13 protein-coding genes and 1 riboswitch are annotated in these 15,042 nt (G+C 30.6%); of the genes, 8 read left to right on the forward strand and 5 right to left on the reverse strand.

Features of this window, described 5'->3' with window-relative positions; all coding sequences use genetic code 11:
- Positions 1-373 precede the first annotated feature (373 nt).
- Together P8F83_RS03655 and P8F83_RS03660 are read right to left on the reverse strand one after the other, a co-directional pair.
- Entirely contained in the window at positions 374-1,249 is an 876-nt protein-coding gene (locus P8F83_RS03655) for an AraC family transcriptional regulator (protein WP_326513512.1), read from the reverse strand.
- A 106-nt stretch (positions 1,250-1,355) separates the two neighbouring features.
- Positions 1,356-1,700, reverse strand: a complete 345-nt coding sequence (locus P8F83_RS03660) for a winged helix-turn-helix transcriptional regulator (RefSeq protein WP_326513513.1) — start codon at positions 1,698-1,700, stop codon at positions 1,356-1,358.
- Between the two features lie 100 nt (positions 1,701-1,800).
- Between P8F83_RS03660 and P8F83_RS03665 the strand changes: the two genes are divergently transcribed.
- The 4 genes from P8F83_RS03665 (at position 1,801) to P8F83_RS03680 (ending at position 5,720) form a co-directional block, all read left to right on the forward strand.
- Positions 1,801-2,694, forward strand: coding sequence for an aldo/keto reductase (locus P8F83_RS03665; protein ID WP_326513514.1), 894 nt, complete (start codon positions 1,801-1,803; stop codon positions 2,692-2,694).
- Positions 2,695-2,721: 27 nt separating this feature from the next.
- The gene (locus tag P8F83_RS03670) at positions 2,722-2,856 is read left to right on the forward strand and encodes a hypothetical protein (RefSeq protein WP_326513515.1); all 135 of its coding nucleotides are present in this window, start codon (positions 2,722-2,724) and stop codon (positions 2,854-2,856) included.
- A gap of 42 nt (positions 2,857-2,898) precedes the next feature.
- Entirely contained in the window at positions 2,899-4,656 is a 1,758-nt protein-coding gene (locus P8F83_RS03675; protein ID WP_326513516.1) for a bifunctional homocysteine S-methyltransferase/methylenetetrahydrofolate reductase, read from the forward strand.
- Between the two features lie 89 nt (positions 4,657-4,745).
- Complete coding sequence (locus tag P8F83_RS03680) at positions 4,746-5,720, forward strand: tocopherol cyclase family protein (RefSeq protein WP_326513517.1); 975 nt, start codon at positions 4,746-4,748, stop codon at positions 5,718-5,720.
- A gap of 88 nt (positions 5,721-5,808) precedes the next feature.
- Here P8F83_RS03680 and P8F83_RS03685 read toward each other — a convergent pair whose 3' ends face one another.
- Positions 5,809-6,249 carry an Lrp/AsnC family transcriptional regulator gene (locus P8F83_RS03685; RefSeq protein ID WP_326513518.1) on the reverse strand — a complete coding sequence of 147 codons (441 nt, stop codon included), beginning with the start codon at positions 6,247-6,249 and terminating at the stop codon, positions 5,809-5,811.
- Positions 6,250-6,554: 305 nt separating this feature from the next.
- Between P8F83_RS03685 and P8F83_RS03690 the strand changes: the two genes are divergently transcribed.
- The 3 genes from P8F83_RS03690 (at position 6,555) to P8F83_RS03700 (ending at position 10,162) form a co-directional block, all read left to right on the forward strand.
- A complete protein-coding gene (locus P8F83_RS03690; RefSeq protein WP_326513519.1) occupies positions 6,555-7,976 on the forward strand; it encodes an aspartate ammonia-lyase in 1,422 nt (473 codons plus the stop codon).
- A gap of 101 nt (positions 7,977-8,077) precedes the next feature.
- Positions 8,078-9,511, forward strand: a complete 1,434-nt coding sequence (locus P8F83_RS03695) for an amino acid permease (RefSeq protein ID WP_326513520.1) — start codon at positions 8,078-8,080, stop codon at positions 9,509-9,511.
- A gap of 87 nt (positions 9,512-9,598) precedes the next feature.
- Positions 9,599-10,162, forward strand: coding sequence for a GNAT family N-acetyltransferase (locus P8F83_RS03700; protein ID WP_326513521.1), 564 nt, complete (start codon positions 9,599-9,601; stop codon positions 10,160-10,162).
- A gap of 99 nt (positions 10,163-10,261) precedes the next feature.
- On the opposite strand, the gene P8F83_RS03705 is transcribed toward P8F83_RS03700, so the two are convergent.
- On the reverse strand, positions 10,262-11,131 hold the full coding sequence (locus tag P8F83_RS03705; protein WP_326513522.1) for a metallophosphoesterase family protein: 870 nt from the start codon (positions 11,129-11,131) through the stop codon (positions 10,262-10,264).
- Positions 11,132-11,152: 21 nt separating this feature from the next.
- Complete coding sequence (locus tag P8F83_RS03710; RefSeq protein ID WP_326513523.1) at positions 11,153-11,695, reverse strand: hypothetical protein; 543 nt, start codon at positions 11,693-11,695, stop codon at positions 11,153-11,155.
- Between the two features lie 138 nt (positions 11,696-11,833).
- Positions 11,834-11,994, forward strand: a riboswitch (M-box (ykoK) riboswitch).
- Between the two features lie 363 nt (positions 11,995-12,357).
- Here P8F83_RS03710 and mgtA point away from each other — a divergent pair.
- The gene (gene mgtA / locus P8F83_RS03715; RefSeq protein WP_326513524.1) at positions 12,358-15,003 is read left to right on the forward strand and encodes a magnesium-translocating P-type ATPase; all 2,646 of its coding nucleotides are present in this window, start codon (positions 12,358-12,360) and stop codon (positions 15,001-15,003) included.
- The last annotated feature ends 39 nt before the right edge of the window (positions 15,004-15,042 follow it).

Raw genomic sequence — 15,042 nt, forward strand, 5'->3', positions numbered from 1 at the left:
TTTTTCAATTTGCTTAAATATTTTTGCTTCAGGATGGTTATGTTTAATTTTATCAATTCAGTCATATTACAATTAATACTTAGTTCCATTGAAAGGACTTTCTTTGTTAATTGGTTCGATTATATTTGTTTTAGGTAAGGGATATCAAGATTCAAAAAAGAAATTATAATATTGATTATTAAAACAAAGTTGATTTTACTAGGGTTCATTAAGAGGCCCATCAAAAGGTACATCAGATATGAGGTCCAAGAAAAGGTATATGAAGAAATATGAGAGGCTCATGATAAGGCTTTTTATAGTCACGGAGAAAAGCATGTCTCCAAGTTAGCAATAAAAGAATAAAGAGAACTTAATACAAGTTCCCTTTAAGATCTTATTGTTTTTTTACAACTGGTATCCATATCTCACTTCTGTAGGTTGGAGAAGAGGTATCTTTACTTTCATTCCATAAAATTTCAGGACCCTCAGCTACTTCATAGTTAGATGATGGGAACCACTCAGAGTAAATACGTCCCCATATATTTTGAAGTGTTTCTGGAAAAGGCCCAACAGCTTCAAATACAGCCCAAGTTGATGTTTTAACTTCAAGTTTCTCAAATTTATCTGGACATTCTTTAGTTGAAGCAACTCCTATATAGTGATCAAGTTCACCTTTTTCCTCCATTCTTCCTTCAGAGAAGTTTACAGAAGCACTTATAAGTCCTGATGGTTCAATATCTGAAAGTGCTTTAAGTTCAGTTATGATTTGCATGTTTAGACTTTGCCACATCTTAGAAATCTCAGGATTAACCCCTTCAAAAACTATAGGAACCCTCTTTTTTAATCCAATAATATTAAATTTTTCTTTTTCTACAATACGATAATTCATTTCGTTTCCTCCCTTAATAGATAATTGGAAGGTCATAGGTGGATAAGCTTTTAATGAATGACTATTATCTCTAGCTTCTGATGGAGTAACTCCATGTAAACTTTGAAAGGCCCTTGAAAAAGCATCAGGAGAATTATATCCATACTTAACAGCAAGGTCTATCACTTTTATATCACTGTTCGTAAGTTCAAAAGCAGCAACTGTAAGTCTTCTCCTTCTGATGTATTCTGATAGTGGAATTCCAGCTAAAAAAGAAAACATCCTTTTAAAATGATATTCAGAACATAAAGCAAGTCTAGCCATCTCCTTATAATCTATTTCATATTCAAGATTTTTTTCAATGTACTTTAGAGCATCATTCATATTTTTAAGTGAATCCATTAAAATCCCTTCCTTTCATATACAGGATAACAGAAGCAAAAATAGAGAATCCGACATTTTAGGTATAACTATTGTAGGATGTATTGTTTTATATGAACATCAAGCTTTAATTATCTTCTATACCAATTTTTATATAAGACTCTCCCCACTTTTCCATAAGATCAAGTACTGGAATAAAACTTTTGCCTACCTTTGTTAGTCTGTATTCAACCTTAGGAGGAACTTCATTGTAGATTTTTCTTTCAACAATATTATCATCTTCAAGTTCCCTTAAATGCTGAGTGAGCATTTTTTGAGTAAGGGAGGAATCATCAAAGGCCCTTTTTAATTCTGAGTGCCTCATAACTTCATTTCTGGCTAAAAACCATATTATAGATAACTTCCATTTACCCAAGATTATTCTCTGGGTTAACAATAAAGGACATCCTTCTTCCCATTCATTTACTATCATAATTATCTCCTTAGGTACTTTTTTGTAACTATAGCACAATAAAGTACCTAATTTCAATATTTTAGAACCTAAAATATAATATTTTTAGGAGGTGTTTTAGATGGAAAAAATATTATTAGGAAGTTCATCATTAAGAGTATCTAATATTGGACTTGGAGCAATAAATTTTGGAACAAAGACAAGTGAAGAGGACTCATTTAAGTTAATGGATGATTATATTAATGAAGGGGGTAACTTTATAGATACAGCAAACAACTATGCAGTTTGGAATGGTGGAAGTGGTGGTGAGAGCGAGAGAGTCATAGGAAAATGGTTAAATAAAAATAATAACAGAAAAGAAACTATAATAGCAACAAAGCTTGGTGCACTACCTAAAAACATTGAAAATAGAGATTTTTCTAATATGCAAGGATTGGGCCGTAAAGTTATATTAGAATCTGTACAAAAGTCTTTAGAAAATTTAAAAACGGATTATATTGATTTATTATATTTACATGTAGATGATTATAACACTCCGCAGGAAGAAACTTTAGAAACTTTAAATGAACTTGTAGAAAAAGGGTTGATTAAAGAGATTGGATGTAGCAATTTTAGAACTTGGCGTATTGAACGAGCAAGAAATATTTGTATTAAAAAAGGTTATAAATTCTTTTCAGTAATTCAACAGAGATATAGTTATTTAACACCAACTATTGATGCTGATTTTCACCCACAAGTTGCTGTTGATGGAGATCTTAGTGATTACTTAAAATATCATAATGATTTAACTTTAGTTGCTTTCTCTCCATTACTTAAAGGACAATATAATAAAAGAGAGATAGAAAAAGATGAATATAATACATTGTATAATCAAAGGAAGCTACAAAAGTTATTAGATAAAGAATCAGATCCTAACTCATGGGTAATAAAATATATTACTGAACAATTTGGAGGGAGTGTAGCCCTAGTTACAACTTCTAATAGAAAGCATCTAATAGATATAATGAAATTTTAATGTATAAGTTTCCCCTAGAGAAGATGAGTGAGTTATTATTTGAAATGGTCTATTTCTACTTTTAGATTTGTTCATAGTACCATTAAAGAAATAACACAAATTTTTACCCATATGTGTTATAGTAAATTTAGTAATAGAGGAAAGGATATTAACGCTATATAATTTCCTTTGAGGTAAGAGATAAATTTGTTTAGGGGGATACAAATGAAAACAAAAAAGAAACCGCTGATTTTTGATGGAGCAATGGGTACTTATTACAGTGTACTAAGTAAAAATCCATCAACTAAGTGTGAGCTTGGAAATCTTTATGATAGGCAAACAGTTTTAGATATACACAAGGAATATATAAATTCAGGTTGTGGGGCTATAAGAACTAATACCTTTGGTGCAAATAAAGAGGCATTAGAAAGTGATTTTGATGTAGTTAAGAGGGTAATCAAAGAGGGTTATGAAATTGCAAAAGAGGCAACTCAAGGTACATCAGTTTCAGTTTTTGCTGATATTGGGCCCATCAAAGAACTAGAAGGACATGAATTATTTAAAGAGTACCAAGAAATAGTAGATGTATTTCTTAATTTAGGCGCAGATAACTTCATATTTGAAACCTTTAGCCAAGAGGAATGTGTAGTTGATATCTGCAAATATATAAAAAGTAAAAATCACAAAGCTTTTATTCTTGTGGAGTTTGCTGTTTCTCCAGAAGGGTATACAAGGCTTGGAAATTCAGGAAAGAAGCTTATAGATAAACTTTCAAAGATTACTGAAATTGATGCTTTAGGTTTTAACTGTTTTTCAGGTCCCTACCATCTTCTTCAGTATATAAAAGAGTTTAATATTGAAGATAAAACCATATCCATAATGCCAAACTCAGGTTATCCGACTATAATAAATAACCGTACTTTTTTTGATAACAGCAAAGAGTATTTTGCAAGTCAGATGTTTGAAATAGCGAAATTAGGAGTAAGTATTTTAGGTGGGTGCTGTGGGACAACTCCAGAGTATATAAAAGCAATGGTTTTAAAACTAAAAGAACTTAGTTTAGATGATATTATTTATGACAAGATATCAAAACCATCAGAAATCAAAAAATCAGAGGTGAAAAATAAACTTATCGAAAGGTTAGATAAAGGAGAGAAGATAATTGCAGTTGAATTAGATCCTCCTATAGATACAGAAATAGACTTTTTTATGAGTAGTGCAAAGAAACTAAAAGATCAGGGAGTAGATGCTATAACTATAGCTGATTGTCCTATTGCAAGGGCTAGAGTTGATAGTAGTATACTTGCTTGTAAGCTTAAGAGAGAACTAGATATAACACCAATTCCTCATATGACCTGTAGAGACAGAAATATAAATGCTACAAAAGCGCTTCTTTTAGGTCTTAATATAGAAGGGGTGAACAATGTTTTAGTTGTAACTGGAGATCCTATACCTTCTGCAGAAAGAGATGAAGTTAAGGGAGTATTTAGTTTTAATTCATCAATACTTGCAAACTATATAACAAACCTAAATGAAACAACCTTTAAAAGTCCATTTAATGTTTGTGGGGCCTTAAATATTAATGCAAGAAACTTTAATGCTCAGATGGTACAAGCAAAGAAAAAGATAGAAAATGGAATAACCATGTTCTTAACCCAACCTGTGTTAACTAAAGAGGCCCTAGAAAATCTAAAACTTGCAAGAAAAGAACTAGATGTAAAAATACTAGGTGGAATTATTCCAGTTGTTAGTTATAGAAACGCCTGCTTTATGAACAATGAAATATCAGGAATCAACGTTTCAGAAGAGATAATTGAGATGTATAAAGATATTTCAAAGGAAGAGGCTACAGAGCTTGCAGTGAAATTATCCACCCAAATTGCAGAAGAGATTTCTGAATATGTAGATGGGTATTATTTAATAACTCCATTTAAGAGGATAGATATAATTACTAGAATAATTGAGAATATAAAAAACAAATAAATCTTCATGAAAAAGAAACCTAGTGAGGTTTCTTTTTTTGTACATGGATATACTAGTAAATATAGTATATAGTGAGGATGATGTCTAAAGTGTTTAAGAAGATGATAAACCCCATACTTTTTCAAGGGGATTTAAAAAAGAAAAACTATTTTGAAGGTTGGTATTATAAACAGGTATCAGAAAATCAAAAAAATGTTATAAGTTTTATACCTGGGATAAGTTTATTTCATGGAGATTATCACAGCTTTATTCAATATATATTTGTAAGTGTAGATAAGAATGATAAAAGGACAACCAAAACAGGGTATGTACGATTTAAATTAGAAGATTTTAAGTATCAACAAAACCCTTTTAGGATAAGTATAGGAGAAAATATATTTTCTGAATCAAAAATCTCAATTAATATAAAAGATAAAGATTGTGATATAAAAGCTGATATAAATCTAGGTACCTTTACTCCTTTAAAAAAATCTATAGTATGTCCTAATATAATGGGCTTTTTTGCATACATACCTAATATGGAATGTTACCATGGGGTCATCAGCATGAACCATGAGGTTTCTGGAAAGATTAAGATAAACAATGAGGAAATAGATTTTAATGGGGGAAAGGGATATATAGAAAAAGATTGGGGAACATCATTCCCTAAGGAGTATCTATGGATTCAATGCAATAATTTTGAGGAGAAAGGAACTAGCATTTTTTTATCAGTAGCTGATATACCTTTCGGAAAAAAATCTTTTAGAGGTTATATAGTGAATTTCTTAGTTCATGGTAAGCAATATAGATTTGCTACCTACAATAATAGCAAGCTAGAAATAGAAGAAATAAATGATAAAAAAATAAAAATATCTTTAGAAAATAAAGAAGGTATTCTAAAACTTGAAGGTAGATTAACTCAACCAGGGGGACTATTAGCCCCTAAAAAAGGAGAAATGAACATACAAGTAAAAGAAGAGTTATCTGGAGAAGTGAAACTTTACTTTTTGAGCAAAAGAAATAACCAAACCTATGAAGGGAAAGGAAGTATAGTAGGTATTGAAGTAGTAGGATTTAATTCTTGACAGGAATATACTTCGGTATGTAATAGAATAATTAATATATTTTTCTTAAAACAAAGCCTCGTAGTAATTTGCGAGGCTTTTTGTGAATTTAATTCATTTCTATTTGAATCCCTCTATGATCAACTGGGGTAGAAAATACTATTTGAGTTTCAGTATTTCCAAATCTCTGTATTTCATTAATAAAACCATCAAGTTCTTCAGTGGTGTGAAAGGAAACCTTTATAAGCATAGAGAACTTTCCTGTAACACAATTACATTCAAGAACATTGGGACAGGCGGCTATAAAAGGATAAAACTCAGGTTTTTGCTTTGGGCTAACTTCAAGATTTATAAATGCCTTTATATTGTAGTTAAGTTTAGGTAAGTTAACTTGAGCTGAATATCCCTTAATTATTCCAGATTCCTCAAGTTTTAGTATACGAGAAGACACTGCGGGCGTTGATAAGAACACTTCTTTAGCCAAATATTTAAGCGAATATCGAGCATTTTCTTGAAGAAGTTTAATAAGTTTTAAATCTATTTCATCCATAATAATAGGCACCTCTTTTTAGATTTATTTAAAAAATTCCTTTATAGTTAATATAATAAAGTTTTAGAGGTAATGATACAAGCTTTTTGCATATTTTGGATTAAAAATATTAAGTTTAAAGGCTAATATTAAAAAAATCCCCTTAATAAAATTAATTAAAGTATGATAAAAAATATTTTTAATTAAGTTAGGTATGCATTTTTTCACCTTTTTTAAGTAAATGCTTTTTAAAGATTTACATGAGTAGAAAATAATGATAATCTCGCTATTGTATTAATAAATAAAATAAAAGCGAGGGTATTTATATGGAGACTAGAATAGAATTTGATTCAATAGGAGATATGCATGTACCGGTAGAAGCTTATTATGGTGTACAAACTTTAAGAGCAAAAAACAATTTTCATATTACAAATAGAACAATCCATCCAGAGCTTATAATAAGCCTAGCTGAAATAAAAAAGGCGGCGGCTATTACAAATATAGATATAAATAAATTAAATAGAAAAGTTGGATCAGCTATTATACAAGCTTGTAATGAAATTATTTCAGGAAGACTTCATGATGAGTTTATAGTAGATCCAATACAAGGGGGAGCAGGAACCTCTGCAAATATGAATGCAAATGAAGTTATAGCTAATAGAGCTATTGAAATACTAGGCGGAAAAAAGGGAGACTATAGTTTAGTTCATCCAAATGACCATGTAAATATGGCTCAATCAACTAACGACGTGTTTCCAACAGCAGGTAAACTAGTAATTATAAAAATGTTAGTTAATGCAGTTTATGAACTTGAACGTTTATATGAAGTTTTAGAAGAAAAATCAATAGAATTTAATGATGTTATTAAGATGGGACGTACTCAACTTCAAGATGCAGTTCCTATAAGACTTGGGCAATCTTTTCATGCGTTTGCATCTGTTATTAAAAGAGATATAAACAGATTGACTAAGGTTCAAGAAGAGATGTTAACTGTAAATATGGGTGCAACAGCTATAGGAACTTCAATTAATGTAAGTTTAGATTATTTAAAAAATATCACTTTAAATCTTAAAAAGGTTACAGGTTTAAATCTAACTCAAGCAGAAGATTTAATAGATGGAACTCAAAATCTTGATGGTTTTGTAAGTGTATCTGGAGTATTAAAAACTTGTGCAGTTAATTTATCTAAAATGGCAAATGATTTAAGACTTTTATCAAGTGGCCCTAAGACAGGTCTAGGAGAAATCAATCTTCCATCAATGCAAAATGGCTCATCAATAATGCCAGGAAAGATAAATCCAGTTATTCCAGAAGTAGTTTCTCAAGTAGCCTTTAATATTATGGGAAATGATTTCACTATAACTATGGCAGCAGAAGCAGGACAATTAGAACTTAATGCTTTTGAACCAGTATTATTTTATAATTTATTCGAATCAATAGAAACTCTGAGAAATGCAACAAAAACTTTTGTTGATAATTGTATAGTAGGAATTACAGATAATAAAGAAAGATGTGCACAACTTGTAAATGATAGTGTAGGAATAGTAACTGTGCTTTGTCCTTATATAGGTTATAAAAAATCAGCAGATATAGCTAAGGAAGCTTTAAAAACAGGAATATCTGTAAAAGAAATTATATTAAGAGAGGGTATTTTAAGTATAAGAGAATTAGATGAAATATTAGATCCAGTTTCAATGACAGAGATTGATAGGAAAGAGCCTGTTAAGATAAACAGCCTTGCAATATAGTTTTTTATAAGGTATAGATAAGTCTATGCCTTATTTTTTCGTTTATATTAAGGGATTTTAGGAATACTAAGATATAAACAAACTTAAATGGAGGGCAAAATATGGAGAGTAAACATAAAGGATTGTCTGCTTGGCAGTTAACTATGATGGCATTAGGAACAGTAATAGGAGGATCTTTTTTTCTTGGGTCTTCTGTAGCTATTCATGCAGCAGGGCCATCTATATTAATAGCGTATATATTAGGAGGAATATTAGTTTATTTTATATTGTTTGCAATGTCAGAAATGACTGTAGCAAATCCAGATTCAGGCTCATTTAGAACTTTTGCAGCTAATATTTTTGGAGAAGGTACAGGTTTTGTTGTAGGATGGGTATATTGGACGGGAATGGTTTTAGCTATATCCAGTGAAGCAACAGCAGTATCTATTTTGGTTAGGGAATGGTTTCCTAATGTTTCTATTTCCTTGCTTGGAGGAATCATAATAGTTGGAGTTACATTACTTAATTTATTAGGTGCAGATAAACTAAGTAAGCTAGAAAGTGGGTTAGCAGCTATAAAAGTATTAGCTATAATATCTTTTATATTCGTAGCTTTTTTATTAATAGTAGGAATAATATCAGGAGGCGGAGCGGTTGGAGTTGGCGAATTAAGTAGAGAGGAATTTATGCCAGGAGGAATACAAGGGCTTGCAGGAAGTATGCTTATAGTTATGTTTTCTTATGCAGGTTTTGAAATAATAGGATTAGTTGCATCAGAAGCTAGAGATCCAAGGAAAACAATACCTAGAGCAATAACCTATACAGTGTTATGTCTTGTGGTGTTTTATGTAATTTCAATAGGAGTTCTTCTTCCATTAGTTCCAACTGCGGAGTTAAGTGAAAGTATAAGTCCTATGGTTGTAGCACTAAATAGATGGGGAATAAGCTGGGCTGGAACTGTTCTTAACTTGGTTTTAATTACAGCTATATTATCAACTATGCTTGCAGCTATGTTTGGACTTGGAAGAATGATAAGATCCTTAGCAGATGAAGGGCATGCTCCTAAATGGCTAAAGGATAATAAGGATGTGCCTCATAGAGGAATTCTGTTTTCAGGTCTTGGGATGTTAATAGGATTAGGATTAGGTATGTTACTTCCTAGAGTTTATTTATTTCTAATAAGTGCTGGAGGATTTGCACTTCTATTTACTTATGCTGTAATAATGGCTACTCATATAAGATTTCGTAAGAAAAATGGATGCCCACCAGAAGGGAAATGTCAGATGCCTGGATATCCATATACATCATGGATAGGACTTATAAGCATGATTATAATTATCCTAAGTATGCCATTTATATCAGGGCAAGGATCGGGTCTTATAGCAGGACTTTTTATGGTAGGAGTATATTCAGGTGCCTATATGGTATTAAGATATAGCAGAGCAAGGGGAAGTGTTCATAAACTTATAAAGACCAAGTATAAAACTAATCTATCAACTGAGTTTTCAGATGAAATATCAGAAAAAGAAGTAGGGACGAGTGAAGAGGAAAATTGAGCATAAACTATTCTGAATCATTAATGATGTTGATTAAACTCACTTAAGATATTTATAATTTAAGTAAATAGATTTAAGGAGAAAAATATGTTAAACATGAGAAATTTTTTAGAGTTAAATGGAAATATAGTTTATCTAAAAAAATTAGATAAAGAATATATAGAAGAATATTGGGACAATTTTAAAAATACTAGTATTGAAACAATGATTTTTACTGGAAGTGCTCAAGCTTTTAATAAAACAGAAATAGAGAATTACATTGATAGAGTAGCAGCTGATAGTGATAGAGTAGATTTTTTGATATTCTCAAAGCAAGATAATAAGCTAGTAGGGGAAGTAGTAATTAATGAGGTTGATAGAAATAATAGATGTGGTAATATCAGAATCCTAATTAATAGAAAAGAGGATTTTAGTAAAGGGTATGGTACAGAAGCTATGATTTTAGCTTTAAACTATGGGTTTGGAATGTTTAATCTTCATAGAATTGAACTTGAAGCTTATCCTTTTAATAATAGAGCTATTCATGTTTATGAAAAGATAGGATTTAAAAGAGAAGGTTTAAGAAGAGATGGGGCTTATTATAATCATAAATATTATGATATGATCACAATGAGTTTTCTTGAAAATGAATTTAGAGAGAAAGATATTTAAAAACTTTAGATTTAGAAGACTTTATTTAAAACTATCTTTGAAATGGACTTAAAACTAGATTAACAGCTAGTTTTAAGTCCATTTATTTTTAGTTCAAAACTATTTCTTTATTTCAAACTCATCTATCTTTTTGCCTTTTGAGGTTATTGCAGAAACTTTGATAGAGTATTCATCAATATCAACAACTAAAAAATGATATACAGCTACAGGAGCTACAACTATTCCTTTTTTACTTTTGTATTTATTACGTAACTTTTCACCGCCACCACCTGAGATTATCTGTGGTACTTTATTTTGATAAGTAAAACCACCTTCACTAAAGGAGCTGTCTATGACTCTTCTAGAATAGTTATGCTCATGACCTGAAAATACTATGTCTATATTACATTTGTCAACTATATCCCAAAACTCATTTCTATCTTCAGGATATAGATCAAGTGAGTGACCTAGATGGGCCCCAGTAGGAAACGCTGGGGAATGAATAAAAACAAGTTTATTTTTACTTGGTACAGAGGCCATGGATTTAAACCAATTAAGTTGTACCTTATCTATTTTATGAAGAGAAGAGGGGTGGAAGGAATTTAGAATAATTAATCTTGTATCATCAAAATCAACACAATAAACAGTGTTGTTGTAACCATTTAAAGAATAAGTAGGAGTTAGATTTCTGTAAAATTGATTGAGAACTTGTTCAAATCTATCATCCTCTGGTTCAATATTAACTTCATGATTACCTATAACGGGGAATAAAGATTTGTTTGGATGATATTTTGATATTATATCTCTAAAATCCATAAGTTGAATGGCTAGAGTTTCCTCTTTACTACCTCCAGCCACACTATCTCCGCATACTAGTATAAACTCAGGAGAGGGATACAATTTAGAACTTTCTTTCATAAGTGAATGTAGAACTTTTTTGTTTATACCATTTTCTTTACCTTTAGAATCTCCAAAAACTATGAATCTCATATTTTCTCCTCTTTTACTTAATTACTTATGATGGTTAATCCAATCATTATAGAGTTTAGGATTAAAAACTTTAACATGGTTTAGAAATTCCTCCCTGTAGCCCAAATCATTTAAACCACTTAGAATCAATTTAGGATAGGTACTTTCTTTAACCATAGCCCTAGCAGTATCAATAAGCCGAATATCTTCAGAAGGAGTTAGAAAAATATGAAATAATGCAGAGTCTAAGCGAGAGTAGCCTATTTTTTTCATGGCCTCATATAATCCAATAAGTTTACTTGAAATATCGGGAGTAAGGGGGTTAGAACTTAGATATTTATCGAGTTCTATGCCATCTATATATTCTCTTATTATATATCTATTGCCGTACTCATAAAGTATTGGAAAATGTTCATCCTTTTGTCCCATTACTAAAGTATATAGCTCAGCAGTGCAGATTTTCTTGCTTTTAAAGATCTTTATACATTTTTTAGAATCTATTTTATATACCTTACCTTGAGTGCCTTCACCTAAAAAAATAAGTTCATTTATGTTTAATCCAGAATAAATTTTAATAACAATCACCTAATTAATGTATTAGTATTACTACCAATATATGTATTGTTGCTATTTTTGACTTAACAAATTCTATATAAAAACCATTATTTTTTTGTTTAAGGTTGACAAACTAAGGAATAAAACATATTATGAAAGTGGAAATTAAATAAGCCTCGGTAGGTGAGGTTACTACAAGGATACGGATTGCTGCCGTAAAAGGATGGAAACATTTTGAACTGGTTAGCAGGTTTTACCGAACAAAGAAGGTTTAATCTAACGCAATTTCATTGCCTTGCAGAGCCAAAACTTGAACGAGAAAGTTATTATGGTAGCTTCGTCACGTTTAAGTTTGGCGAGGTTTTTTTATTTTTATTAAATTTTCGGAGGTGAAGAAGAATGGATATTTATAGTAGTAGTGACAGTGATGGCGGGGGTGCTTATTATAGAAAAAAACGGACAACTTCAGAATTAAGTTTAAATTATTCGTTTCTTAGCTTCGATTTAAAAAAGATTGTGAAAATATCCTAAGAATTTCTATATAAAACATTTCTATAAAGCTAATCGCTGCTTCTCAGGCTAATATAAATTTCAAAAATAGTAATACTAAGTAAATACAGATAGTTAGGTTAAAAATAATATTGTTTTAACCTGTATTAAGTGTTGTCATTTTTAAGTAGGAGGAGTGAATTATGCTAAAAAGAAAGAATTTTGATATAAATAAAAATGAAAAAGAAATAAAAAATAGAGTTTATGAAAATAGTGCTATAAGCATAAAAGAACTATATGATAAATTACAAACAAACATTTCTGGATTAGAAGGGCAGGAAGTATTAAATAGAAGAGAAGAGTATGGTCTTAATAAAATTTCCAAAGATAAACCTAAAGCTTGGTATAAACATTTATTTGAGGCGATTATAAATCCATTTATTTTGGTTCTTATTTCTTTAGCTGTAGTATCATTTATAACTGATATAGTAATGGCTTCAAAGGAAGAAAAAAGCTATATAACAATAGTAATAATTACGACTATGATAACTATTAGTGTACTTTTGCAGTTTTTTCAAGAACTTAAATCCTCAAATGATGTAGAAAAACTAAAAGGTTTAGTTACAACTACAACTGCTGTAAAAAGAAAGGAAAAGGGAGTAAATGAATTAAATATAATAGACCTTGTTCCAGGTGATATAGTTCACCTAGCAGCTGGAGATATGATACCTGCGGATTTAAGAATAATAAGTTGTAAAGACTTATTTATAAGTCAATCTTCACTTACAGGTGAATCTGAACCCATAGAAAAATTTCAAGAGTTAAAGAGAGATATAAAAGATGTTAACATATTTGATTTAGATAATATTTGTTTGCTTGGAACTAATATAATTAGTGGAAGTGCAGTAGCTCTAGTAATTGCTACTGGTGATGAAACTTATTTTGGATCTATGGCATCATCTTTTACAGAGGATAAAAAGACAACAAGCTTTGAAAAAGGCGTAAAAAGCGTAAGTTCTCTTCTTATAAAATTCATGTTTATTATGGTTCCTATAGTATTTGTTGTTAATGGTGTAACAAAAGGGGATTGGCTTGAGGCACTTCTTTTTGCTATATCAATTGCTGTTGGGTTAACTCCTGAAATGCTTCCAATGATAGTAACTACAAATCTTGCAAAAGGTGCAGTAGTTATGGCAAAAAGAAAAACTGTTGTAAAAAAACTTGATGCAATCCAAAACTTTGGAGCTATGGATATTCTTTGTACAGATAAGACCGGTACATTAACACTTGATAAAATAATTGTTGAAAAACACTTAAATATTCATGGAGAAGAAGATATCAGAGTTTTAAAACACGCTTATCTAAATAGTTTCTATCAAACAGGATTAAGAAACTTGATGGACATTGCAATACTTGAACATGGAGAAGAAAATGGGTTAATTGCTTTTAAAGAAAAGTATGAGAGAGTAGATGAAATTCCCTTTGACTTTGTAAGAAGGAGAATGTCAGTAGTATTAAAAGATAAAGAAGGAAAAAGACAGCTTATAACAAAAGGTGCTGTTGAGGAAATGCTTTCAATCTGTAGTTTTGCAGAGTATAAAGGTGAGGTTGTAAATCTTACGGATGAGATTAAGAAAAAGATATTAAAAACAGTAGAAAATCTAAATAAAGAAGGTATGAGAGTAATTGGGGTAGCTCAAAAAAACAATATACCTGATGAGAACAACTTTAGTGTAAAAGATGAATCTAACATGGTTTTAATGGGATATATAGCATTTTTAGATCCTCCTAAGGAATCTGCAAAAGATGCAATAAAAGCCCTTCATGAAAATGGAGTAGAGGTAAAAGTGTTAACTGGTGATAATGATGCAGTTACAGTGAAAGTATGTAAAGAAGTTGGTATTGATGTTAGTAATGTTCTTCTTGGAAATGAAATAGATGATATGGAGGATGATGAACTAACAAAAGCTATAGAAACTACAAATGTTTTAGCGAAGTTATCTCCTATACAAAAATCAAGAATAATAAGATTGCTTCAAGAAAAGGGGCATGTTGTTGGATTTATGGGTGATGGTATAAATGATTCCCCAGCGCTTCGTCAATCAGATGTTGGTATATCTGTTGATACGGCAGTAGATATAGCTAAAGAATCAGCTGATATCATCTTACTTGAAAAAAGTTTGATGGTACTAGAAGAAGGAGTAATCGAAGGAAGAAAAGTTTTTGGCAATATAATGAAATATATAAAGATTACTGCAAGCTCTAATTTTGGTAATGTATTTAGTGTACTTGCTGCAAGTATATTTTTACCTTTCCTTCCTATGCTTCCAATACAACTTTTAATTCAAAACTTATTTTATGATGTTTCACAGATATTCATTCCATGGGACAATATGGACAAAGAATATTTAATGAAACCTAAAAAGTGGAATGCAGATGATATAGGTAAATTTATGGTTTATATAGGCCCTATAAGTTCAATATTTGATATAATAACATTTTTATTGATGTGGTATGTGTTTAAAGCTAATAGTGATGCTACACAAGGTTTATTCCAGTCTGGATGGTTTATTGTTGGATTGATATCTCAGATATTGATTGTTCATATTATAAGAACCAAGAAAGTTCCTTTTATAGAGAGCAGAGCATCTACACCAGTTGTAGTTTTAAGTTTAGTTATCGTGATTTTAGGAATAAGTGTGCCATTTATAGGTTTTGGGGAAGCCATAGGTTTAGAAGCATTACCTATGAATTACTTCTTTTGGATAACATTAATATTATTGATGTATTGTGTTGTTGTTCAGATGGCCAAAAAGATGTATATCAAAAAATTTAATAAATGGATTTAAGCAAGATAGACAAGTCAAATGAGGCTTGTCTATTCTCAT

This window comes from Clostridium intestinale, assembly GCF_035905475.1.
Taxonomy (GTDB): domain Bacteria; phylum Bacillota; class Clostridia; order Clostridiales; family Clostridiaceae; genus Clostridium_T; species Clostridium_T intestinale.